Source organism: Gordonia sp. GONU (assembly GCF_024733855.1).
Lineage (GTDB): Bacteria > Actinomycetota > Actinomycetes > Mycobacteriales > Mycobacteriaceae > Gordonia > Gordonia amicalis.
This window is the reverse complement of the sequence record NZ_JANRHB010000010.1, coordinates 115,898-139,695: the sequence shown is the minus strand read 5'-3', so window position 1 is coordinate 139,695 and position 23,798 is coordinate 115,898. Positions and strand designations below refer to the sequence as shown.

The 23,798-nt window shown below is 67.8% G+C and carries 21 protein-coding genes; all 21 read left to right on the top strand.

Translation table 11 applies throughout. From position 1 onward, the window contains the following. Window positions 1-285 carry a hypothetical protein gene (locus NWF34_RS12340; RefSeq protein ID WP_075862441.1) on the top strand — a complete coding sequence of 95 codons (285 nt, stop codon included), beginning with the start codon at window positions 1-3 and terminating at the stop codon, window positions 283-285. Between the two features lie 73 nt (window positions 286-358). Continuing rightward, entirely contained in the window at window positions 359-580 is a 222-nt protein-coding gene (locus tag NWF34_RS12335) for a hypothetical protein (RefSeq protein ID WP_258325153.1), read from the top strand. Next, complete coding sequence (locus tag NWF34_RS12330) at window positions 526-1,212, top strand: hypothetical protein (protein WP_139319386.1); 687 nt, start codon at window positions 526-528, stop codon at window positions 1,210-1,212. Before NWF34_RS12335 ends, NWF34_RS12330 begins: the two co-directional genes overlap by 55 nt. Window positions 1,213-1,216: 4 nt before the next feature. Next, window positions 1,217-2,119 carry a hypothetical protein gene (locus tag NWF34_RS12325; protein WP_075862442.1) on the top strand — a complete coding sequence of 301 codons (903 nt, stop codon included), beginning with the start codon at window positions 1,217-1,219 and terminating at the stop codon, window positions 2,117-2,119. Window positions 2,120-2,172: 53 nt separating this feature from the next. Continuing rightward, complete coding sequence (locus NWF34_RS12320) at window positions 2,173-3,627, top strand: hypothetical protein (RefSeq protein WP_139319387.1); 1,455 nt, start codon at window positions 2,173-2,175, stop codon at window positions 3,625-3,627. A 41-nt stretch (window positions 3,628-3,668) separates the two neighbouring features. Continuing rightward, complete coding sequence (locus NWF34_RS12315) at window positions 3,669-5,165, top strand: SCO6880 family protein (RefSeq protein ID WP_075862444.1); 1,497 nt, start codon at window positions 3,669-3,671, stop codon at window positions 5,163-5,165. 25 nt (window positions 5,166-5,190) lie between these two features. Beyond that, on the top strand, window positions 5,191-6,249 hold the full coding sequence (locus tag NWF34_RS12310; RefSeq protein ID WP_075862445.1) for a hypothetical protein: 1,059 nt from the start codon (window positions 5,191-5,193) through the stop codon (window positions 6,247-6,249). A gap of 21 nt (window positions 6,250-6,270) precedes the next feature. Beyond that, entirely contained in the window at window positions 6,271-8,235 is a 1,965-nt protein-coding gene (locus tag NWF34_RS12305) for a hypothetical protein (RefSeq protein ID WP_075862446.1), read from the top strand. After that, window positions 8,232-8,630, top strand: coding sequence for a hypothetical protein (locus NWF34_RS12300; protein ID WP_139319388.1), 399 nt, complete (start codon window positions 8,232-8,234; stop codon window positions 8,628-8,630). The genes NWF34_RS12305 and NWF34_RS12300 overlap by 4 nt, the downstream gene beginning before the upstream one ends. Beyond that, window positions 8,623-10,647, top strand: coding sequence for a transglycosylase family protein (locus tag NWF34_RS25375; RefSeq protein ID WP_075862448.1), 2,025 nt, complete (start codon window positions 8,623-8,625; stop codon window positions 10,645-10,647). The genes NWF34_RS12300 and NWF34_RS25375 overlap by 8 nt, the downstream gene beginning before the upstream one ends. Continuing rightward, a complete protein-coding gene (locus tag NWF34_RS12280) occupies window positions 10,644-11,186 on the top strand; it encodes a hypothetical protein (protein ID WP_075862449.1) in 543 nt (180 codons plus the stop codon). Before NWF34_RS25375 ends, NWF34_RS12280 begins: the two co-directional genes overlap by 4 nt. A 49-nt stretch (window positions 11,187-11,235) precedes the next feature. Beyond that, window positions 11,236-11,937 carry a hypothetical protein gene (locus NWF34_RS12275; RefSeq protein WP_075862450.1) on the top strand — a complete coding sequence of 234 codons (702 nt, stop codon included), beginning with the start codon at window positions 11,236-11,238 and terminating at the stop codon, window positions 11,935-11,937. Next, window positions 11,934-13,865, top strand: a complete 1,932-nt coding sequence (locus NWF34_RS12270; RefSeq protein ID WP_075862451.1) for a type IV secretory system conjugative DNA transfer family protein — start codon at window positions 11,934-11,936, stop codon at window positions 13,863-13,865. The genes NWF34_RS12275 and NWF34_RS12270 overlap by 4 nt, the downstream gene beginning before the upstream one ends. Continuing rightward, window positions 13,865-14,272 carry a DUF4913 domain-containing protein gene (locus NWF34_RS12265; protein ID WP_075862452.1) on the top strand — a complete coding sequence of 136 codons (408 nt, stop codon included), beginning with the start codon at window positions 13,865-13,867 and terminating at the stop codon, window positions 14,270-14,272. Before NWF34_RS12270 ends, NWF34_RS12265 begins: the two co-directional genes overlap by 1 nt. A gap of 230 nt (window positions 14,273-14,502) precedes the next feature. Beyond that, entirely contained in the window at window positions 14,503-14,796 is a 294-nt protein-coding gene (locus NWF34_RS12260) for a hypothetical protein (protein ID WP_139319389.1), read from the top strand. A gap of 3 nt (window positions 14,797-14,799) precedes the next feature. Then, window positions 14,800-15,315: a hypothetical protein gene (locus NWF34_RS12255; protein ID WP_139319390.1), complete on the top strand. Its 516-nt coding sequence runs from the start codon at window positions 14,800-14,802 to the stop codon at window positions 15,313-15,315. Between the two features lie 312 nt (window positions 15,316-15,627). Continuing rightward, window positions 15,628-16,212, top strand: coding sequence for a hypothetical protein (locus tag NWF34_RS12250; protein ID WP_075862455.1), 585 nt, complete (start codon window positions 15,628-15,630; stop codon window positions 16,210-16,212). 122 nt (window positions 16,213-16,334) lie between these two features. Beyond that, window positions 16,335-21,980, top strand: coding sequence for a DEAD/DEAH box helicase family protein (locus NWF34_RS12245; protein WP_258325152.1), 5,646 nt, complete (start codon window positions 16,335-16,337; stop codon window positions 21,978-21,980). Between the two features lie 334 nt (window positions 21,981-22,314). Continuing rightward, the gene (locus NWF34_RS12240; protein WP_075862456.1) at window positions 22,315-22,731 is read left to right on the top strand and encodes a hypothetical protein; all 417 of its coding nucleotides are present in this window, start codon (window positions 22,315-22,317) and stop codon (window positions 22,729-22,731) included. Window positions 22,732-22,927: 196 nt separating this feature from the next. Then, on the top strand, window positions 22,928-23,359 hold the full coding sequence (locus NWF34_RS12235; protein ID WP_139319391.1) for a hypothetical protein: 432 nt from the start codon (window positions 22,928-22,930) through the stop codon (window positions 23,357-23,359). Window positions 23,360-23,384: 25 nt separating this feature from the next. Then, window positions 23,385-23,774, top strand: coding sequence for a PLD nuclease N-terminal domain-containing protein (locus NWF34_RS12230; protein ID WP_075862498.1), 390 nt, complete (start codon window positions 23,385-23,387; stop codon window positions 23,772-23,774). Window positions 23,775-23,798: the final 24 nt, after the last annotated feature.

Below are 23,798 nucleotides of genomic sequence, written 5' to 3'. Positions count from 1 at the left end.
ATGCTCCAGTCCACCCTGGCCTCGGCCACCACCACCTACGTGGCGTTCAACCCCATCCCGATTCCCGGCCTGTCTGATCGGCTCAACACCTTCGGCGGGTGGGCCACCTTCCTGGCCTACTTCGCCTGCGCGGTGGCGATCGTCGTCGGCGGCGGCTTCATCGCATGGGACAAGATCACCGATCGCGGCGACAGCAAGGGCGTGAAGATCGCGATCGGCGCGATCGTCGGGACGATGGTGATCGCGACGGGCGCCACGATCCTGCAGGCCGCGGGCGGGCAGTGAGCCGTGCGGACCGAAAGCTACAGCGATGAACACCACCATGACAGTGGCCTACGCGAAACTACCCCCCGAGGTGATGAGCAACATCACCCTGATCGGCGGCTGGTTCGTGTTCGTAGCCAACATGCTCGCGCTGCTACACCTAGTCTTTCTGGGCGCCTCGATCGCCTTCGACAAGGTGCGCGAGCATCCGTTCTCCCAGATCCCCGCGGGGGAGTGGTTCACCAAGATCATCTTCGGGGTGTGGGTGGTCGCGATCGCCGGCAACATCGCGGCGGCCGTGCTGGTATTCGGCTGATCACCACACCGATCACCCTCCTCGGCCTGGTGTGCACGGTGATCGGCCTGCTCGCCGGGTGCGGATCAGAGCCCGACACGGCCACGCCGTCGACGCCGCAACAGATTCCGCTGACCGCGCCGCCCACCGATCTGCGGTGGGTGGAGTTCAACGGGATGCGCCTTCCCCAAGCCGCCGAAGGCCCCCACGAGATGTCCGATGTCATCGCCCCGGGAGGGTTCGACCGCACCCCTCCGGGCGCGGGGTTGGCCGCGGTCAATGCCATCGTGCGTCTCTCGGTCGCGCTCGATGACCAGTGGCCCCAGGTTGTGCGTGAACTCCTCGCACCGGGACAAGCGCGAGATGACTTCATCACCAACCGCATTCAGCTGTCGACCACGTCCGGCGTGCCAGCCGGTCAGGCGCCGCAGGTGCAGGGCTGGAAACTGACCGCGTTCACCCCCGACAAGGCATCGGTCGACATCTACACCCGGCTGCCGGACCGCTCGATGACGGTCAATCACACCACGGTCGTGTGGGCACCGGCGTTCGGTGACTGGCGGCTGCTGCTGCCCGACGCCGCGGCGGGTGCCTCACCGGTGGATGCGATCTCGGCCACGCCGACCGACATGGTCGCACTGACAGGAGCGTAACCCCATGAGCACCCCCGATCCTCGCGACGACGACCTCGGCCGACTGGCAGCGGTGCACTCACTGCGCCAGTCCGGTGGCTACAAGAGCACCACACTGGTGCTGTCGCTGCTGGTGTTGACCATGGTCATCGGCGCGGCCGTGCTGGTCGCCATCCGCGGCGATGATGGCGATTCGTCAGCACCGCCGCCACAGGTCACCGCCACGGACACACCGACGTCGCTGCCGCCGCAAACCCCGGTGACCCGGCTGCCCGACGACGCGTTCGGGATGCCCACCACCGACACCCGCGGCCGCCGGGTGGAAACCCCGACCAACCCGCTCGGCCAGGTCCTCCCGCAGACCACCGACCCCTCCGACACCGATGACCCTGAGGCTGTGCTCCCGCCGCCGAAGGGATTGATGTGGCAGCGCGTGTACGGCGCGACCATCCCATTCTCCACCTCCGACGGTCCGACCGCGATCAGCACCGACGGGGTACCCACCGGATTTGCCCACACCCCGCAGGGCGCGGCACTGGCCGCCTGGCAGATCGGCCAGCGCGCCACCTGGGCACCCGATGACCAAAACGTCGCTCTACTCGATCGCGCGGCCGTGGTCTCCGAGGCCGCACGTCCCGAGGCCGACAACCTGCGCACCAACGGCGCGCAAATCTATGCCGGAAACCCTGAGTTGCCCGCGCAGATCCGGGATGTGCCGGTCGCGGTCCGCGTCACCACCTACTCCACCGACTTCGCCCACGTCGAGTTCGCCCAACCTCTCAACCGCGACGACGGCTTCACCGCCATCTCGGTCGGCGTCGACATGGTCTGGCGCGACGGTCAGTGGAAATGGGTGGTCCCCGAACCCGGCACCGAACCGAGCCGCCTGCTCATCTCGACCACCGGCGATGGGTGGACCCCATGGTGAACCACCACAACGACTCTCACCTCCGGGAAGCGCGTTCCGGCCGACGAGGGCGTGTGCGCGCTGCCCTGACCGGCCGACGCACCCACGCCGCGGTCGTGGTGGCGCTGATCGCCGCGACGGTGTCCTCGTGGGCCGGTGCGGGCACGGCCGCAGCGAACCCGCTGTGCGACGCCCTGGGACCGTTGAGCCGGACCGTCTGCGGCGCCGCGGGCAACGCCGCGAGCAATGTGGCCGGCAGCGTGGTCGGCGGAACATTCGAGAAGATCGTCAACTCGCTACTCGAGGGCTACCAGACCGTCCTGACGTGGGCGATGGCGTGGTGGATCAAACTCCCGAACCCCCAGTTGGACAACAAGTCCTCCCTCATGCAGGAAGTCCATGATCACACCCTGCAAATCCAGATCGTTGGTTTGACGTTCTCGCTGATGTTCTTCGGCCTACGGATGATGATCGACCGCAAACGCTCCCTGGCCGATGACGCCGAAGAGGGCTTCAAACTGATCTTCCGCTCAGCGATGGCCACCGCCGCGATCCCGCTGGCACTGACCGTGGGCGGCCGCATCGCCGACGGCATCTCCAACTGGCTGGTCAGCGAATCAGTGACCGCCGGCGGCGGCAACGGCGACGTCATCAAGAACTTCCTCAAACTCAACCTGCTGACCAACTCCGCGCTGGGCACCACCGCCATCGGCATCTTCGCCCTCGTCGGATTCCTCGGAGCCTTCTTGCAGTTGGCGTTGCTGGTGGTGCGCGAGGCGATGCTGCTGCTGGTCGTCGCCGCGCTACCGGTGGCCGCCGCATTCTCCGGCACCGGACCCGGCTCGCAGAGCTACCAGCGACTTATCGCGTGGTCGGTGGCATTCCTGCTGTTCAAACCCGTGGGCGCGCTGACCTACTTCGTGGCCTTTCGCGCCGGAGCCTCCAAAGACAACGCCCAACAGGTGGTCCTGGGCATGGTGCTGATGATGCTGTGCGCGTTCGTGTTACCCGCGCTCATGCGCCTGATCGCCCCCGCCGTGGCAAGCATGGGCGGCGGCGGATCAGGTGCCGCAGCAGCGGGTGCGGCCATCGGTGCCGGTGTCGCGGCAGGCAAGGTCGCGGCCGCGGCCGCCTCGGGTGGGGCGACCGCCGGGGCCAGCGGCGGCGCGAGCGCGGGCGGGATGTCCTCGATCGCCGGTCGCGGCGGCGGCGGACCCTCGGGCGGTATCTCCACGGCATCAGCACCCTCACCACCACCACCATCCGGTGGCGGCGGGCCCGGCGCCCAACCCGCCCTCTCCGGTGGACAGGGCGGCCAGGCCAGCTCCGGCGGCGGGGGAGGAGGCGGCGGTCCCACCTCCGGGCTGGGCGACGCGATGGGATCGGCCGGCGGACTCGCCGGGGCAGCAATGCAAACCGTCAGCGACAGCGTCGAATCCGAAGTCGAAGCCACCACCAGTGCTGACCCGTCCCTGAGCAGTCCACCGCCGATGCGTTCGGGCTGGAACGAACACGCCATGGCGCACTAGCCACCACCGACCCATCTCTCTGACTGTCGAAAGAGGTTGTCATGACCGACAAAGCCGGCACCCGCCGACTGCTGTACCGCCCCGCGGCGGCGTTCCGGTCCTCCGGCGCATTCGGGTTCACCATGTTCTCGACGATGGTGCTGCTCGGGTTCCTGTTCATCGCCGTCGTCGGGCTGATGCTGCCGCTGCCCGGGGTGATCAAGTTCTTCGGGCTGCCGTTCACCCTGGCTGTGCTGTTCGTGCCGCTGGTCGTGTCGCTGCGAGGCCGCTCAGCCTGGGAGCTGGGCATGGGTGCACGGGCGGTGTCGAAGTCGCGCCGTGCCGGTGAGACCCTGGTGCGGTCGGGGCCGTTCACCATGATCCCCGACGGCACCCCACCACCGGGACCGCTGGCCACCGCCGAGACATTCAACTTCTCACCCGGCGACGGATCGGCACCGTTCGGTCTGATCAAATTGTCGTCGAAGAACTTCTACACCCTGGTACTGCGGACCTGGCCCCAGGGCGGGGAGTGGAATGACCAGCCCGTGCGGGACCGCTGGGTTGCCCGCCTCGGCGACATGCTCACCTTCCTCGGGCAATCACCGGACTTCGTGGCCGCCACGGTCACCATGGAAACCCTGCCCGAATCAGGGATGCGGGCCTCCAGCATCGTGCGGTCGCGACTCAAAGACACTGCGCCAGCGTTGGCCCGCAAGATCATCATCGAAGCCACCGAAGCGGTACCGACCGCCGAAGTGCGCCTGGAAGCGCGGATCGGGTTGACCTGGCGCGCCGACACCATGCACCGCAAACGCGACGCCACCGACATGGGCAACGAGTTGGCGCGCCGCCTCGGACGGATTCGGGACTACTGCCACGCCGCCGGTCTGCGAGTACGGCCGATGCTCGAACGCGAAATCTGCGCCATCGCCCGCCGCAGCTTCTCCCCGGCCGACGAGCTCGACCTCGAAATCGGTCTGATGAGCGGTGAACCGATGCGCCTGCGGTGGGAAGACTGCGGACCGACCTCAGCCTCAGACCAGCACGGCCGCCTGCTTCACGATGCGGCGCAGTCGATGTCGTGGACGATGCGCAACGAACCCGAGGCGCCGTTCGACTCCAACGTGCTCGCCGATCTGCTGTCCCCGCACAGCGACGTACCGCGCAAACGAGTCACCTTCGTCTACCAGCCCTACACCCCGGCCCAAGCCACCACCATCGTCAACAAGGACCACAACGATGCCCGCCAGGCCGTGCGCACCAACGTCGGCAAACTGCCCGAACGCGCACTCGTGCGCCTCGACAGCGCCGAAGGTGCCCGCCAGGAACAGGCCCGCGGCGCCGGCGTGACCCGGGTGTCGATGATCGTGACCGCCACCTGCCCCATCGGTGCCGACACCCAGAAGATCGACACCCTCGTCACCGATCTGGGCCTCTCGGCGGCCACCCCACTCGAACCGACCCGCGACGAACAACTCGTCACCTTCTGCGCCGGACTGGGTTTCGGTGTCGTGCTCTCCGAAGAGAGCACCGTCTCCGACAAGCTCGCCGCCTGACCAGGACAGAAAGGACCACCCTGCGATGCCGACGCTTCCCGCCCTGACCTCGCTGCTGCAGCGTTCCCGCGCCCGCCTGTCCTCCTCGGCGGCATCCCTGCCCCAGATCAACACCGTCCTGTCGATCACCGAGCACCGCTCGGCCGGCGGCCACGACTACGGCCTGATCCGGGCACACGCCACCGGCCACTACACGGTGATCCTCGCCGCGACCGGCGCGACGCTGCGCGACTGGCAACAACTGTGCGACTACACCCGCATCGACTTCGGTGCCGACGCCTGGGATGTCGTCGCGGTCACCGCCGTCGCCGATACCTTCCCGCGCACCGACACCGCACACCGGCAATGGCTGGACACAGAGCACCACTACCGCCTCGACGTCGCCGACCTCGCCACCGACACCTATCTCGCGGTCACCTTCGTCGCGGCCACCTCGGCAATGAAGACCACCCCCGACGAGATGGCAGTGGAAGTGGGCCGACGCCTGCACACGCTGATCGGGTCCCTGCACGCCGCCGGGCTGGACACCACGCCGCTGACCGCAGCGCAGGTCGCCGCGGTCGGGGTACGGGCCTACCGCGGTGGCCTGGCCGATGACGCCTCGCCCACGTTCGCCGACATCGCACCGGACTCGACACCACACCGGGTGCGGGATGTGTTCTGCCACAACGACCTGCTGTCGGCGACTTGGGTGATCGCCCCGCACGTGCTGGAACCGCCACACGCCATGGGTTCGGTCCTGGCCCAGCTGCTCGAGCGTGACCCGACCACCCCGCGCACCCGGCTGGCGATCACCTGGCGGGCGACCTGCATCGCCGACACCATTCACCCCGACGACCCCATTCGGCTCACGTTCGAGCCCGTGCTGCAGCGCTTCGGCGCCACGCTGACGATCACCGAGCCGCGTCCCCGCACGCCGTCGGTGGACGCCCTACGAGCCCGGTTGCCGCTGTTCGCCCGCCTCGGCGTGCGCAACGGCTACGACCGCCACGCCGAACTGTTCGCCGCCGGAACCGGGCTGGGGGTGCTGCTGCCCGAACACGGCGACATCACCGACGAAGCCCTGCGCCACCGCCACCGCTAACCGATTGCGAGACGCCCCACCATGACTGTCACTGACCTCCACAAGGCCGCCACCACCACCGCCACCGGCGGCGACACCACGCCGTCGACGTTGCGCCTGAATGCTGGTGCGGCCTCGGCCACCCGGCCGAGCACCAAGGAACGCTCGACGAAGCCGACCACGTTCTACGACGACGACACCCGCGAGGACCTGCTCGACACCGCCCGCAGCGGTGGGATCAGCGGCTACCTCGCCCGACAGAAACTCGACAACGACACCCGCCGCCGGGAACGCCACGACGCCGCCATTGCCCGGCCGATCCAGTTCGACGTGCCCACCCTGATCCGCACCAACCGCGGCTTCGACGGGCGTGGCGGCGGCCGCGTCGCCCACGTGCGCCGCCCCAACGAGCTGCGCGGCACCACCGCGCACGTGCCGGGGTTCTACCCGTTCCCCATCGGCGCCTCGGCACCTCTGGACGGCGCGCCCGTCGGCTCGCACCTCGACACCGGACAGCCCGTCGGGTTCGACCAGATCGGCTGGTTCGAGGCCGGACAGATCACCGCACCCTCAGCGATGGTGTTCGGGCTCAACGGATTCGGAAAAAGCACCCTCAACCGGCGCATTGTGTGCCACGACCTGGCCACCGGGGTCCGCCCGCTCATCATGGGCGATCACCGCCCCGACTTCGTCAACATGATGCGCCAGATGGTCCTCCACGACAGCGACGGCCGGGTTCAGCACCGCGAGGACGGCATCACACCGGTCACCCCGCAGGTCACCAGCGTCGGATTCGACTCGCCGATGAACCCCCTCGCCGTGGGCACCTTCGGCAACCTCATCGCCCGGTTGCCCACCGCCGCACGCCAACTCGCCGAACGCGAAATGCGGGCCCGCCAGGTCACCGCCGCGACCGGGCTCCTTGAGATCAGCTCCGGCCGCCCGATCGCCCCGCACGAGGAGACGCTGCTGACCACCGCGTTGCGGGTGCTCTACGGCACGGCCAACGAGTTCACCCTGACCAATGCGCCCCTACCCGGCGATGTGCTCAACCTGCTGCGCCAAGTCCCGCAAACTCTCATCGACGCCACCGCCCGCGACGCCGACACCAATCCGGAGGTGCGTCGCGCCCACCAGGACCTCCTCGATGCCTCCGGCGCCCTGGGCCGCCGTCCGCATGACGCGATCGCCGTCGACCGCTACCTGCTGCTGACCGAGAACCTGCGCCAGTCGCTCGACCAGCTGGTGTCGGGGCAGTTCGGCGAGATCTTCAACGCCCCCACCAAAGAACCCATCGACATCGACGCCCTCGGGGTGTGCGTGGACATGTCCCGGCTACCGGCCAACGCCCGCAAGCTGCGCGCCGCGGTACTCCTGGCGTGCTGGTCCGACGGATTCTCCGCCGTCGAAGCCTCCCATCTGCTCTCCGATCACGGCCTGCAAGAACCCCGCAACTACGACCTGGTGTGCGACGAGTTCTCGCTGGTGCTCGGCGTCGGCAACGGCATCGTCTGGCGCGTCGACGAAGTCACCCGCGTCCAGCGCGAACAGGGCACCGGCAGCCTGTTCACCACCCACACCGTCAAAGACCTCCAGGCGTTCGACTCCATGGAAGATCGCCAGCGCGCCATGGGCTTCCTCGACCGCGCCCGAGTCAAGGTGTGCTTCCCGCTACCCGAGGACGAAGCCTCGCTGATGGAAGGCAAGGTCAACCTCAACGAGAAAGAAGCCGCCACCCTCGCCGAGTGGGCCACCACCCCCCGCGGCATCGACGACCCCGTCGTCTCCGAGATCAACGAAACCGACTGGGCCGACGGGGTCCGCGCCACCGGCACCGAAACCAACACCGTACCCCCGGGTATGGGCAAGTTCCTGATCAAAGAGGGTGAGCAGCCCGGTATCCCGGTGCAGATGCGGTTGACCGCCACCGAGCGCGCCACCGAGATGCACAACACCAACAAGCGCTTCAACCGCGGCCGCGGCGCCCAGTCCGGAGCCGCGGCATGAGCACCGACAGCGACCCGGGCACAGCCACCCCAATCGACCCGCTACCCAGCGCCTGGGAGCAGGTGCAGGACTGGGTGGTCGAACCCAACCCGCGCCGCACCGCCCACCCCGAGGAAGTCCGGCGGTTGGCAGTGCGCGCCGTCGCCGAGCTGCTCGCCCGCACCTCGCTGTCGCTGACCGCCGCGGCCGCCGACGTCGCCGCCAACATCGGCGCCGGCACCAACAGCGTCATGCGGTGGTGCCGGGCGGCCGGGGTCGGCCGCGATGTCACCGCCCGAGACCGCGAATGGGCCACCCGCCTGGAGGTCGTGCGCTCGATGAACAAGGCGCTGACCGAACACGTCCGCGACCTCGACCGCGACCCCACCGACTACCGGGACCTGCCTCGTGGGTGAGGGCAACGCCTCCAAACTGCTGGTGCCACTGCTGGCACTGGTCATGGGGTTCTTCGCCTCGTGCACCCTCATCATCTCCGTCGCCGGCGACGACGACTCCTGCCTGCCGCTGACCGGCGGTGTCGACCAACCCGCCGACGCCTCCCACTCACCCGGCGCCAAGGTCAAGCCGATGAAAGTCAAGGACTTTCAGATCACCTCCGGCTACGGCCCACGCGACGGCGCGATGCACGAAGGTATCGACCTCGCCGGGGCGATCGGCGCGCCGATCTACGCCGCCGCCGACGGCACCGTCACCGCCGCCGGGACCGCGTCGGGGTTCGGGCACTGGATCGTGCTCACCCACAACATCAACGGGCACGTGTGGTCCACGGTGTACGGGCACATGTTCGCCGACGGTGTGCTGGTCAAAGCCGGTCAGAAAGTCACCGCCGGACAACACATCGCCAAGCTCGGCAACGACGGCCAATCCACCGGCCCGCACCTGCATTTCGAGGTGTGGGATGGCGGACACCGCGACTTCACCGGCGGCCACTCAGTCGATCCAGCCGGGTGGGTGTCCACCAGCCCCGAACCCGGCGCCGCCCCGGCCGGACGCGCGCCCGCCCAACCGGGCAGTCCGCGCGTGCTCACCGCCCCACGCGTGATCCCCGCCTCCGACGTCGTCACCGCCGCCGACTGGGATGCCGTCGCCAAACACGAATCAGGCGGCAACTGGAAGATCAACACCGGCAACGGTTACTACGGCGGACTGCAGTTCGCGGCGTCGACCTGGACCGGCGCCGGGGGAGCGCAGTACGCGCCGACCGCCGACAAAGCCACCCGCGAACAGCAGATGGAGGTCGCCAACCGCGTCCTGGGTTCCCAGGGCTGGGGCGCCTGGCCGACCACTTCCAAGACCGCCGGGGTCACCGGCAAGAAACCGGCACCCGCAGGCACGTTCCTCAACGCCGCCGCGGTGCCCCCGCCCGCGGGCGCACCCAGTGGGCCGCCCGCACCGTCGGGGCCGTCGGGCCCGTTGCCGCCGCTACCGAAGTCCAAGGGCTCCGAAGCGCACTTCCAGGTCGACTCCATCCGCCTCGCCCGCGCGATCGCCGCGAAGTTCCCGCAGATTCAGACCATCGGCGGCTGGCGTGCCGACGGCGGCGGTTTCAACGACCACCCGTCCGGCCGCGCCGTCGACGTCATGATCCCCAACTACACCTCCGCGCAAGGGATCGCGCTCGGCAACGCCGTCAACAAATACATCCTCGACAACAAGAAGCACTTCAAGCTCGAGTACACGATCTGGCGCCAGACCTACTACCCGGTGGTCGGCAAGTCCAACGTCATGAACGACCGCGGCGACCCCACCCAGAACCACTTCGACCACGTCCACGCCACCGTCGAAGGCCACGGCATGCCCCGCGGCAATGAGGTCTACACCGCACCAGGCGTCACCGGCGGGATCAGCGCTGACGAGGGCGCCGACTGCGGCCCGGTCGAGGACCAGCACGGCGGGGGAGTCGACAACCTCGCCGCCGGACGGGTCCCACCGGCCTACGAGCCGTGGTTCCGCAAAGCCGGACTGCTGTGCCCGCAGATCAGCTCGGCATTCCTCGGCGGAATCGGCAAGCAAGAGACCGGGTTCAACGCCTCCCTGGTGTCCCCGGCAGGAGCGAAGGGGCCGATGCAGTTCATGGACTACACCTACCCGTCCTGGGCCAAAGACGACGACGGCAACGGCCGCGCCTCGGCCACCGACATCGGCGACGCCGTCATGGCCGCCGGACGGTTCTCCTGCGCCAACGCCAAACAGATCGACGCCGCAATCGCCTCCGGCCGAGTGAAAGAACCCGCCGAAGGCCGCGAAATTCTCTACGCCTACGCCTACAACGCCGGAGTCGGCGCGGTCCTCAACGCCGGCGGAACACCCACCGGCGGCGACTACGACACCCAGACCCGCCCGTACGGCCAGAAAGTCATCGCCTACGCCAAACAGTTCGCCGATCAAGGGCTTCCGGAGAAGAACCGATGAACCACCACCACCGCCACCTCCTGGTCGTCCTCGCGATCGTGCTGATCGCCGCACTGGCCGGATGCTCCGGCAGCGACGACACCACCGAACCCGCACATGACCATGACCACGGCGAGCACTACAGCAGCCCGCCCGGCCTGCCCGATCGCGCTGAGCCGATCGGGGTGTTCACCACCACCGTCACCACCATGTTCAGCTGGCAACCCGCCACCGACACCTCACCCACCGATGCACTGCGCCGCACCCGCGCCACCCTCACCGGCCAGGCATTGGACTCCGCCAACAGCTCGGCAACGGTGCGTCCCAGCGCCCAGTGGGGCGCATGGAAGCAATCTCTCGACGTCATCACCGCCCGCGTCGAGGGCGCCTCAGCAGTGCTGATCTCACCGGACAAGGCCAGCGCGCGCGGCACCGTCATCCAGACAGTGCTCGGCATCGACGCCACGGTGACCTCGTTCCGGAAGTTCACCGTCACCGCCGATCTCGTCCGCGTCGACGGCCAGTGGAAGGTCGCCACCTACCCCCGCGCCGACACCTGACCCACCGGCCGCCCCAGCAGCAACCCGCACCTCACAGAAAGGGCACACCATGCTCGACCCACAGAGCGTCCCCCAGGACACCAGCCGCGAAGTCGACGACATCTTCGACGAAATCCGCACGATCATGCGCCGATCCCGCCGCCACGCCGACGAAGTACTGCGCCAGGTCCGCAACCAACAGCACCGCCGACGCTCCCAGCAGACCCGAGCCCAGCAGCGCCTGAACACCGCGCGAGCCACCGGCGCCCGACCGCCCCACTTCGCCGACACCAGCGCCGAACGTCACCCTCTGACACCGGATTTGATGGCCCGCTGGGCCGGGGCACACGCCGCGGCCGATCTGGCGCGCGAAGCCGCGGCCGAGGCCGCCCGCGACGGTGACACCGCCCGGCAAGCTCAGATCAATGCCACCGCGCAGCGCGCCGAGCAATGGGCGCACGCCTGGGATGAGCGGCTGCGTGAGGCCGGCGTCGACCCCGACACCATCGGTGGCCGCGACCGCGACCAGGACCTCGGCGAGGTCGCCGACACCGATCTTCTCGACCAGGTGTCGGCCTCGGCCGCGAACTATGCCATCGACGTCGACGACGCCGCAGCCGGGGCCGGGCACCGCTCGATGAGTGAACTCATCGCCGACACCGAACCCGCCCCCGAAGCCGCGTTGATCGCCGCTGGCGACAGCGACTGGCAGACCACCCCGGTCCCCGAGGTCGGGGCCAGCGTCACCCTCGACACCGGAGCCCAGCTGTGAGCACCACCCATCGCCGCGACCGCGGCCAACACGACTCCATGGCCGGCTACTACCTCGCCGCCGCCGTGTTCGCGCTGCTGGCGATCATCTACGTGTGCTGGCGGGCGGGCTGCTGGCTCACCGGCCAGCCCGGCTCGGTGCTGATCAACCCGGCCACCGCCGCCGTCGAGGGCACCTTCCACTGGCCGGTGGCCTCCACCGTGCTCCTGGTGGTCACGGTCATCGCCGCCGTCGCGATCGCGGTCGTGGTGGGACGTCATCGCGCCGCGACCGCCGTGCTGCGTGAGTTCGACCAGGTGGCACAGTTTCTTCCTCGTCCCCGGGAACTGCACGCCATCACCGCCCGCGACGCCAAGCACGCTGCGCAGCGCCTCCGCGGCCGCGACGCCATCACCGGGCACCTCGACTACGGGCTGGTGCTGGGATCGCTGATCGGATCGGGCAAATCCGCGCTCTACATGAGCTGGGAGTGGGTCGGACTCGTCATCGGCGGACCCCGATGCGGCAAGACCACCGGCTACGCCATCCCGATGATCTGCCAGGCGCCCGGCGCAGTGTTCGCCACCTCCAACAAGCCCGACATCTACGACGCCACCCGCTGGGTCCGTGACCGCAACGACCTCACCACCCACGCCGCCAAGGCCGACACCAGCCGACAAGGGCTGCGCGCACTGTGGGCCTATCGCACCCAACGGCGCGAACCACCACGCACCCGCGGCACCATCTGGCTCTCGGACCTCCAACACATCGCCGGCACTCAGGGCCAGCAGTGGTGGTGGGACCCGTTCTGGTGCGTGCACGAACTCTCCGACGCCCGCGAGCTTGCCGCGATCTTCGCCGCCGCCGAAACCGCCGAAGGATCACGCCTGGACGCCTACTTCGACGGCGGCGCCAAAGAACTGCTGGCACTGCACATTCTGGCCGCAGCCGTCGGTGGGGGAGACCTCAAACACGTCGACGGCTGGCTCACCGACCCCAAACTCAAAGTCGCCCGCCAGGTGTTGACCCGCCACGGCCACCACGACGCCGCGGCCAAGATCGACACCGCCGCCAACCTCAACCCCCGCCAGCAAGACGGCCTCTACGACATGGCGCGACGGTTCATCAACGTCATGACCGTGCCCGCCTACGCCCGATCGGTCCTCCCACCCCAACGTGTGCGGTTCGACGGCGACAACACCGTCGGTAGCAACGACATTCGCCACGACCTGCCCAAGTTCGATCCGCAAGCGTTCGTCACCTCCACCGACACCATGTACGCCCTGTCGATGGAAGGGGCAGGATCGGCCACCGCGTTGACCACCGCCCTGGCCGACACCATCTTCAAAGCCTCCGTCGCCCAAGCACGGCGCAACGGTGGACGCCTGCCGGTGCCCGTCGTGGCAGTGCTCGACGAAGCCGCCAACGTGTGCAAGCTGCCCGAACTACCCGACTGGTACTCCCACTTCGGCAGCCAGGGCATCGTCATCGTCACCATGCTGCAATCGCTGGCCCAGGCCGCGAAAGTGTGGTCCAAGGACAAACTCGACATGCTCGTGGACTCCTCAAACGTCTACATCTACGCCGGATCATCGAACAACGAGTCCTACCTGTCGGGCCTGAGCCGCATGATCGGCCAACGCGACGTCCGTCGCCGCAGCCGCTCGCACTCCAACTCCGGCCTGGGATCGACCAGCACCAGCGAATCCTGGTCCAGCGAACCCATTCTCGGTATCGACGACCTCAAAGCACTCCCCGCCGAACGAGCAGTACTGGCCACCTCCGGCAACCGCACCGTCGTCACCACCAAGAACTCCTACTGGCTCGGCCCCTACGCCGAACTGATCGACGCCTCCAAGAAGGCCTGCGCGACCGAACGCGCAGCCCAGCAGACAGCACTGACCACTGCACCGCCCCTCGCCGCCACCACCCGGGAAAGGACCTTCTGATGACCACCCCCGACACCGACACCCCCGACGACGACCCCCGTGCGCACTGGCGATTCACCTCCGGCGCCGACTGGTTCACCAACTGGCTCAGCCACATCAAAGCCGGACGCTTCGACCGCGACACCCGCTGGTGCGCGCAGTGGTGGCGCCACGACGAAGTCGTCATCCGCCTCGAGGAGCTGTGGAAAGCGTGGGAGACCGCCCGCCTGAGCGAAGACCCCGCCGCACTGTCGTCGTGGTGGACCGCCCACCTCGACGCCCACTGGCGAACACTCACCGCCGAAAACGGTCCGCTGTATCTGTGCACCCCCGAAAAACACACCACCACAGACACACTCACCGACGCGAGCACTCCACCACCGCCCGGATGGTTCGACCCACCCGCCGACCACACCACCGCCGCGTAACACGACGAGACGAGCCAGCCATGCCACCAACACCACTAGTGCACTGGGCGCTCGTCGGCTGCTTCGTGCTGCTGATGGTCGGAGCCATCACCGGCGTCATCGTCGTCACCAAAGCCGCACTGCGTCAACGCCGCCCACCCCCCAGACACCACCACAGACCTGATCACGACGGAGCACACCATGACGACTGACCGACACCTCCACATCACCGCGTCCGAAGGAGACCCATCGTGATCGCCATCCCTCTCGCATCGTTTCCTGGTCCAGCGATGGGACCCGGCTGGCAGCCCTACCGACGGTCGGTGTCGTCGACCTTCCTTGCCAACATCGGCATCGCGGCGGTCATCGTCGGTCTGTTCCTCGCGATTCGCGACCTCTGGACCTCCGACGGGGGCGAACAGGTGTGGTCGTGGCTACACACACTCGCCGAGGACCGCGCCGCTGCGGGCACTGACGACGGCCACCGGGATGGCCAGATGATCGGCGAGTCGATCGAGTCCGACGGCCACCTGCGGGGTGAATGAGCGATGGCGACACAGGTTGTCGGCGGCCGGTATCGCATGGCCAGCCAGCCAGTGGCGTTGCTGGTGGCAGCGCTGATCGGCGTCACATCAGTCGCAGGCTGCGCGGCCGGTGATAGGGGCAGGTCATCGTCGCCCCAGACCGTGGGGTGCACCCAGACCGCGGTCGCCCTGGCTGAGCGGTTGCAAGAGCAGTATCCGCAGACCGAAGTATCGGTACGCCCGACCACCGATACCAGCCCACCAGCTGACCGCGGCCGCGTGGTGCTAGTCGGGATCAACAACTGGGCCACCGATGCCGGCCGCGCTCTCGGTGCCCGCATCGCTACCGCAGTGCAGCGCGACGCCGCCGTCAACCGCGTCGAGTACGTGCTGTTCAACCGCACCTACTGGCCGGGCGACCCGACCGTGCATCCGCGAGCGCAACCGATGGAAGACCGCGGCAGCCCAATCGCCAACCACGCCACGCACGTACGGATCACCACCCAGCCCGCACCGTTGGTCGAGTGCCCTGATGCCTAATCCCGGCGACGGCGAGGACCCGCCGTGAGATGACTCAGGCCCTGACAGGTGCTGGACACACCTGCCAGGGCACTGATCGGCCAGAGATCGAGCCTCTGACCAGTGAGAAACGATAGCCACCCACCCTCGCCCCGGCGCAGTCCGGGCCGGGAGTGGACCTCACTTTGGTAGGAGCTCGACGCATGGCACGCAACGCCACCCCTGAGGACAACGCCCCCAATCTGTTCGATCTGCTCGCCGACACCGACCCATCCGGGCAGCGGATGTCGGCACCGCAGAGCACTATGGATACCCACACCGAGGAGGACACCGATGTTTCACGATCTGCGCACGGCACTGACCGAGCGGTACGCCCAGGAACTGACGCAGATGGACCGCACGCAGTTCGAGGACTTCCTGACCGCGGAAGTGACCCGGCTGCAGGCCGAGATCGCTCAGACGCAGTCACAGACGGAACTGGCGACGATCGCGGCGTGGAAGGACCAGCACGGGGGCAAGGACCCGGACGTGCTGACGACGCAGCGGCTGTATCAGCAGGCCCGGTACTCGGCGGAGGAGACGGTGCTGGCGACGTTGTGGGAGGGATTCAGCAGTCCCGAGGACGACGACCAGCCGGACGACGAGCCGAACCCGGACACGATGACCGGGATGCAGCGGTGGCTGACGGCGTGGGCGATCGAGGCGACCCCGGAGACCGAACGACTGACCGAGCAGGTGTGGCCGGAGCAGACGCCGCGGTTTCAGGTGTGGGCCGAACAGCTGCTGCAAGCACGTCTGACCGACGGACTGCCGGTGCCCGACGGGCCGGAACATCCGCTGGTTCCCGAGCTGACCGCGATGGTGGCCGCAGCGCTGGCCGATCAGGATCGCGCCGACGCCGAGCCCGCGCGGAGGTAGTCGACGACGGCCAGGGACTGCTGTTTGAGTCGCTGGACGATCTGCGGATCCCGACTGACCCCGCCGTCGTCGACCCAGGCGGCACGCCGCTGCCGCCGAAGGCCGACGACGCGCTGCCGCAGGTGCCGCAGTCCGAGACGGGGTTGCCGCTGACCGCGTGGGCGAGCACCCGAGTCGCCCCGGCACGCCGCCCGGACGGCTCGGTCGTCTACGTCAAGGCCGACCATGTGGTGGCCGGCCTCGAACCCGACCCCACCCCCGACTCGGACACACCGGAACCGGAGCCGTCGAGCTCCGCGGCCATCGACGAGACCACCACGTCTATAGCTGCTGATGTGGGGCCTGCAACCCGGTTCACGCATCCGGGGACGGTGCTGGTGCCGTCTGGTGCCAAGTCGCGTGCTCGCGCCAACATCGCCGCACTCGAGGTCCTCATCGAGACAGCGCGCACCGGACGCCCGGCGACAGCGGCCGAGCACGAGGTCCTGGCGCGGTGGTCGGGGTGGGGTGCCGCGGCCGACATCTTCGACGAGTCCAAGTCGGAGTGGGCACCCGAACGTGACCAGTTGCGTGTCCTGTTGGATTCGGAGCAGTGGCGCCAAGCGAAGGCCTCCACGCTCAACGCCCACTACACCGATCCCGCGATCGCTCAGACGATGTGGTCGGCGATGAGTCGCGCTGGGTTTGACGAGGGACTGGTCCTCGAACCCGGCTGCGGCAGCGGCACGTTCATCGGTCTCGCCCCGCCCGGCGCACAGATGGTGGGGGTGGAGCTCGACCCGACGACCGCTCAGATCGCCCATCTGCTCTACCCCGACGCCCAAGTACGGTTGGAGGGTTTCGAGACCACCCGCGTCCCGGACGGCTCGTTCGCCGCGGTGATCGGCAACGTCCCGTTCGGCGGGTTCACGGTGCACGACCCGATCCACAATCCGGCCCGCCACCGCATCCACAACCACTTCCTTCTCAAGTCGCTCAACCTCACCGCCCCCGGCGGCTACGTCATGGCGATCACCACCGCCGGGACCTTAGACGCGGCCTCGGACAAGGCGCGCCGCGACATGCACGCCGTCGCCGACCTCGTCGGCGCGGTGCGGTTGCCCTCGACCGCATTCGAACGGGTCGCCGGCACCCAGGTCGTCACCGACGTCTTGGTGTTCCGCCGCCGCGAGTCCGACGCCGCCGCACCCGCGGACGCCGACTGGCTGCATTCTGACCTCGTCGCCCTCCCTGACCGGACCGGCGAGACCACCGAGATTGGGGTGAACCGCTACTTCACCACCCACCCCGAGCATGTGCTGGGCACGATGCGTGTCGATCGCGGGCTCTACCGCGACGGGATGCTCGTCGTGGCCGCCGACCCCGGCAACGATGTCGCCGCCGACCTCGACGACCGACTGACCAACATCGTCGACGCCGCACTGGAACGCGGCGACGGACTGTTCCTCGCCGACGACACCGCCACAGCCGGGATGGAGTTCACCGCCGGCGCCCTGGACACCGACGCCCTCTACGGCGAGGACATCCCGATCGGGCACGTCAGCTACGACGAGACCACCGGGGTGTTCACCCGCCGCGGGATCGACGGCGACGAGCCAATGAAGGTGCCCGCGACCCGCACCACCGAGACCCGACACCTGTTGCGGCTGCGTGACCTGTTCGCGGCCACAATCGCCGCCCAACGCACCCAGAGCAGCCGCGCAGAGCGTGACGCGCTGCGCGCGGACCTCAACGAGGTCTACGACGCCTACCTCAACACCTACGGCCCGGTGAACCGGGCGAAGCTGGTGGGCGGCAAGGAACGCACCGCCGAGGAAGCCGCGAAGAAGTTCGTAGAACTCGAAGGCAAGTGGCGGACCGCCAATCGCGACGCCGACGGCGCCGACTATCCCGGCCCCCTGCCCGAGGATGTGGCGGCCGAGCTCGATGAGAAGGCATGGCAGGTCAGCGCACCCTCGCGGCGCCAAACCCATCTCGAGGCGGTCCGCGCCGACCCGGGGATGGCCGGCGTGCTGGCGTTGGAACGCTACGACGACCAGACCGGCACAGTCAGCAAGACCGCGGTGTTCTCCCGCGACGTCGTCGTCGCGCCGGTCCCGGTGTCACGCGCGGACACCCCGGCCGAAGCCGTCGCGATCAGTCTCGGTGAACGCGGCCGAGTCGATCTCGACCGCGTCGCCGAACTGCTCGACCAACCCGCCGCCCAAGCGCGCGAGTCGATCCGTGGGCTGGTCTACGCCGATCCAGACATGCCCGAAGATCTGATACCCGCGCCCACAGCGTTGTCGGGCAACGTGCGCGCCAAACACGCCCGCGCCGCCGAAGCCGCCCGCGCCGATCCCGGTAACCGGGACTGGGCAGAGCTAACACAAGCACTGGCGCAGGTGATTCCGGACGACAAGCAACCCTCCCAGATCGGGTCAGTCAAACTCGGACCGACTTGGATCGAGCCGCGCGACTACGAAGCGTTCGTGCGCGAAACCTTCGGCGCCACGAGTGCCCGAGTGACGCGCGCGGCCGGTTCGTGGGGCGTCGAGGTGCCACCTGACGAACGCAACAGCGCGCTGATGCGCACCGAGTACGGCGCCGACAATGCGGACAGGAAGAACAAGGCGCTCGATGCGATCGACATCACCGAAATGCTGCTCAACCAACGGTCGATCGTGGTCAAGAACTCAGGGCCGGCGCAGGAAGAGGGGGCACCAGAAGTCGATGCCCAGGCCACCATCCTCGCCCAGGTCCAAGCAGAGAAGATCACCACCGAGTTCCGGTCGTGGCTGTGGTCGGATGATGAGCGCCGCGACCGCCTCGTCGCCGAATGGAACCGCCGCTTCAACACCTGGGTCCGCCCCGAACACGACGGATCACGGCTGGCACTGCCCGGTCTGTCCCCGGTATTCGAGCCGCACCCCTACCAACGCGATGCGGTAGCGCGGATTCTCGCCGAGCCGACGGTGCTGCTCGATCACGTGGTCGGCGCTGGCAAGACCGGCACGATGTTCATGTCGGCGATGGAGCTCAAACGCCGCGGCCTGGTGAATCAGCCGTGGATCGTGGTGCCCACCCACCTCATCGAGCAGTTCGGCCGAGAAGTGAAGATGTGGTACCCCGCGGCCAACGTGCTCGTGGGGCGCAAAGGAATGTCACCTGAAGACCGCCGCGTGTTCGCCGCCCAGACCGCGACCAGCGACTGGGACATGGTCATCATCCCAGCCTCGGTGTTCTCCGCGATCCGGGTCCACCCGCAACGCCGTGTCGACTACATCGCCGGCCAGCTCGCCGAACTCGACGCCGAATTGTCTGCGAGCGCAGGCGACATGACCCAGGCGACCGTCAAGAAGATCGAACGCGCCAAGAAACAGCTCCAGAAACGACTCGACGCCGCGACCGATCAGGCCAAGAAGGACCACGGGGTGTTGTTCGAAGACACCGGCGCGGACTATCTGTTCGTCGACGAGGCCCACGAGTACAAAAACAAGGGCCGCCAGTGCGCGATCGACTCGCTGTCACTGACCGGGTCGAACAAGGCCGAGGACCTGTCGATGAAGCTGGACTACCTGCGTGAACGCCGCCAACACCAGGCGGTCGCGGCCGGGCGGGTCATCACCCCGGGCGCTGAGCGGGTCGCGACGTTCGCCACCGGCACCCCGATCGCGAACTCACTCGCCGAGTCGTGGGTGATGCAGCAATACCTACGCCCGGATGTGCTGGAGGCGGCCGGGGTCCGCTCGATCACCGACTGGGCGGCGTCGTTCACCGCGACCCGCTCCGAGACGATCCCCAACGCCACCGGCACCAAACTGCGTGTCGTGTCGAAGGTGTCGGCGTTCGCCAACCCCAAAGAGATGTTCGCCATGGCCGCCCAGTACACCGACGTCGTTGTCCGTGAACAGGTCCCAGCCAATCTGCCCACCCATGACGGGCGGCAGATCATCACCAGCACACCCGGTCAGGAGCGGCGCGATTTCATCGCCGACCTGGACTATCGGGCCGACAATCTCGACCCGCGACGCGCCGACATCGACAACGTGCTCAAGATCCTCAACGACGGCCGCAACGTTGCGCTCGACCCGGCGCTGGCCAACCTCGACCCGGATCCGGGAAACACCCGCGCCGATGCCGTGGCCGAACAGGTCGCCCGCATCTACCACGCAAACGCCGACAACGAATACCTCACCGAGGAAGGGGAGCGGTCCCCGATCCGCGGGGCGTTGCAGCTAGTGTTCTGTGATCGCGGCACCCCGCGGCCCGACGGCCCGTCGGTGTACTCAAACCTCAAAGACCTTCTCGTCGAGCAGTATCAGGTGCCCGCGGAGAAGATCGCGTTCATCCACGACGCCAAGTCGCCGTCGCAGAAACTGGCGTTGCAGGCCGACTGCCGCGCTGGTCGGATCGCTGTGCTGGTCGGGTCGACCTCGAAGATGGGTACCGGCATGAACGTCCAAGGTCGCCTCATCGGTCTGCACCACATGGACGTACCGTGGCGGCCCGCCGATCTCGAGCAACGCGAAGGCCGGATCATCCGCCAGGGCAACCAGAATCCGCGGATCGAAATTCTGAACTACGTCACCGCAGGCACCACCGACACCGTCATGTGGTCGAAAGTCGAGTCCAAGGCGGCGTTCATCGAACAGGCCAAACGCGGCCAACTCGACGACGTCACCGAAGTCGACGACATCGCCGACGACTCACTGTCCGAAGCGGCTGCGGCGACCAAAGCCGCCGCGACCGGCGACGAACGGTTCCTCGAAATGGCCACCCTGGAAGACGAGGTGAAAAGCCTGTCCGCACTGGCCAGCGCCCACGCCGACTCCCGCTCCCACGCGCGACGCGTCGTGGCCGCCGCCGACCGGGCCATCCCACGGCTGGAAGACAACATCGCCAAGCTCGACGTTCTGCTGGCCGGTCACCAGGAGTGGATTGATGCCGGCAAGGAGTTCGTCGTCACCGGGGCCCGTCCTCTATCGAAGCGTCCGGAGCGGTCCGAGGCGCTGTTGTCGCGGGTGACCGCGGTCTACCACGAGCTCAAAGGTGCCGGCGTGAAGCATGCCATGCCGATCGCGTCGATACCGTCAGGGCTTCAGGCGCACGTCTCGCGCGAGTTCGCCCAGGACAAGGTCCACGTGTGGCTCGATTGTCCTGGGCGACCAGGGTTCACCCTCGACGCCTCCCAGGTGTTCACCACTGCCGAGCGGCGCACCGCGACCGCGTCGGGGCTCGCCACCCGTCTGGAGAACCTGTACACGGGCCTCGACGACACCCGTGCTCAACTGGTCGCCGACATCGCCAGCTACCGCCGCGAAGTCGAGGTGAACGCTCCGCGTATCGACGCACCGTTCACCCGGGCGGATGAGTTGCAGACCAAGCAGGTTCGGCTACGACAACTGCGGATGGAGATCGAACGGGCCCAACAGTCCGAGGAAGCGGTCGCCGCCCGCCAGGCTGCCGAGGAACGGATGCGTAGTGCCGGTCGTGAACCCGGCTGGAGTCTGGAACTCAACCCGACACCGGTCATGGTCGAAGAAGCAGGACTCGACCATGCCGACGAGTACATCGCCGTGATGAAGCGCTCCCACCAACGCCAAGCGGAGCTTTACCAGGCCGAGAAGGAGGCCACCACAGCAGAACCGGGAATCGGGACACTGCTCGCCGACACCCGACCCCCACCAGAGGCAGAACGCACAGAGAACACCGGATCACAGCCCCCGCCCCACGACCCACTCGATAACGGGACACAGCCCCAACGCGACCCGGACCTGGACCTGTGAGGCGACAGGGACGTTCACCGCGCGCAGACGGAGGCGATGGCAGGTGCGAGCTCGCTGTCGCACCCCCGATGCGGTTGTCGGCCCGGCCGGAGCTGATCTCGAGCAGGCCGCCTCGGACATGACTCGACGACAAGGGGCAACCGCTCACAAGAACCGGCCGCGTCAAGATCACCAGGTCCCCAGGAGCACAAGCCCACCCCGCAGCGGTGACCCACCGGACAGGCGTGGCTCGCCACGCGCGACCAGCATCGCCTGTCCCGGGTTCGTGATAGAAGCGAACCGCCACACCCGCGCACCCATCACCAGCAACCGACACCGAACAGGACGTGACTTCATGCTTTTGCAAACAGCTCGACTCTCCACCGCCGTCAAGACCATCGTCGCCGGACTTCTCATCACCGCCGGCCTCGCCACTGGTCTCGGCCTCGGTAGTGGGCAAGCGCACGCGAAGATCGACGACGGCCGATATAAGTACCAGCTGGTCATGTACGGCGTCATCCCATACCCGGAGTCCAACGCGCGGGTGATCGGCAACCGTCTGTTCCAAGACATCTACGGCGTCGGACCGTGGAATGCCACCAACAGCCACATCACCCAGACCCGCAACGGCGGCATCGTCTCGATCGCCGGTGACCCAGTCGCGCACTGGTACTCCCGCGTCGAACTACGCAAGACACCACACGGCTACAAAGGTGTTCTGTTCGCCGGCGGCGTCCCCACCGGCGACGTCTACCTACGTAAAGTCCGCTGACCACACAAAGGGTCGCGCAGGAACTGCCTGCGCGACCCTTTGCCGTTCGGGCGATCGGACGGACCGACGCTGTCGAGCGGGCGGTGCTGGTCAACAGTGACGTTCACCGCGTTGCGAACTGAGGCGTCGACGGGGTGGACGTCCTGGCACTACCATTCGCGATGGCAAAGGTTGGGGTTATGAAAGGGAATACACGATGCTGACGAGGTCGGGGATACGCGCGGGGGTGGCGGGTGCGGCGCTCAGTCTCGCGGTAGCTACCGGTGGGGCGGTGCTGTCCAGTCCGCCGGCGCAGGCCGCGCGGATCGTCGAGACGTCGCAACCGGGTGTGGTGGTGATCGAACTCAGCCACGCCGACACCGTGACCGCCGCCCACCTCGGCGCCGGCCGGGTCATCAACGCCCTACTGGGCAACGACTACTGGGGCGTCATCCTCGAAACCGACTCCCGCTATCGCGCCAGGGCGTACTACCGTCCGGAAAAGGCCGCCAGCTGGAATGACGTGACCGGTCACCAGGTCATCTCCGAGGCCGCCGCCCACCCGGGCGGGAGGGTCGTAATCGCGGTCTACATTGACCGAACCAGGAGCCTGAACGGGCATCCGCTGTGGATACAGCAGGTGTGGTGACCGACGTGAAGAAGAGGGAGTGGACGTGCCGTATCTCGGGTTGATCTACCTGGTGATCCTGGTGATCGCACTGATCGACATCATCAACACCGACGACGCCGCCGTGCGCGGGCTACCCAAATTCGCCTGGGTAATCCTGGTGGTGATGCTGCCGTTGGTCGGTGCGCTGGTGTGGCTGGCGGTCGGACGTCCCGTGGGCGATGAACGACCACACCGGCAGCATTCGGGTGCGGCCAGCGAGTTCCCGGAATACGACCACCCCGGCCGCTACATCCCGCAAGACCCCGAGGCAGACCGAGAGTTCCTCCGGCAGGTGCGCGATCGCGCCGAACAACAACGCCAGACCGCCCGCGAACAGCAACGAGCCGCCGACCGATCTGACCGCCCAGACGACGATCGTCCACTATCGCAATAGCAGTCAGCAGAAGTGTTTTCGTCG

What these genes read in the sequence shown, in the direction of transcription:
- NWF34_RS12340 (WP_075862441.1), top strand. Translation starts at nt 1, where the DNA reads ATGCTCCAGTCCACCCTGGCCTCGGCCACCACCACCTACGTGGCGTTC.
- NWF34_RS12335 (WP_258325153.1), top strand. Translation starts at nt 359, where the DNA reads ATGAGCAACATCACCCTGATCGGCGGCTGGTTCGTGTTCGTAGCCAAC.
- NWF34_RS12325 (WP_075862442.1), top strand. Translation starts at nt 1,217, where the DNA reads ATGAGCACCCCCGATCCTCGCGACGACGACCTCGGCCGACTGGCAGCG.
- NWF34_RS12315 (WP_075862444.1), top strand. Translation starts at nt 3,669, where the DNA reads ATGACCGACAAAGCCGGCACCCGCCGACTGCTGTACCGCCCCGCGGCG.
- NWF34_RS12310 (WP_075862445.1), top strand. Translation starts at nt 5,191, where the DNA reads ATGCCGACGCTTCCCGCCCTGACCTCGCTGCTGCAGCGTTCCCGCGCC.
- NWF34_RS12305 (WP_075862446.1), top strand. Translation starts at nt 6,271, where the DNA reads ATGACTGTCACTGACCTCCACAAGGCCGCCACCACCACCGCCACCGGC.
- NWF34_RS12300 (WP_139319388.1), top strand. Translation starts at nt 8,232, where the DNA reads ATGAGCACCGACAGCGACCCGGGCACAGCCACCCCAATCGACCCGCTA.
- NWF34_RS12280 (WP_075862449.1), top strand. Translation starts at nt 10,644, where the DNA reads ATGAACCACCACCACCGCCACCTCCTGGTCGTCCTCGCGATCGTGCTG.
- NWF34_RS12275 (WP_075862450.1), top strand. Translation starts at nt 11,236, where the DNA reads ATGCTCGACCCACAGAGCGTCCCCCAGGACACCAGCCGCGAAGTCGAC.
- NWF34_RS12265 (WP_075862452.1), top strand. Translation starts at nt 13,865, where the DNA reads ATGACCACCCCCGACACCGACACCCCCGACGACGACCCCCGTGCGCAC.
- NWF34_RS12255 (WP_139319390.1), top strand. Translation starts at nt 14,800, where the DNA reads ATGGCGACACAGGTTGTCGGCGGCCGGTATCGCATGGCCAGCCAGCCA.
- NWF34_RS12250 (WP_075862455.1), top strand. Translation starts at nt 15,628, where the DNA reads ATGTTTCACGATCTGCGCACGGCACTGACCGAGCGGTACGCCCAGGAA.
- NWF34_RS12240 (WP_075862456.1), top strand. Translation starts at nt 22,315, where the DNA reads ATGCTTTTGCAAACAGCTCGACTCTCCACCGCCGTCAAGACCATCGTC.
- NWF34_RS12235 (WP_139319391.1), top strand. Translation starts at nt 22,928, where the DNA reads ATGCTGACGAGGTCGGGGATACGCGCGGGGGTGGCGGGTGCGGCGCTC.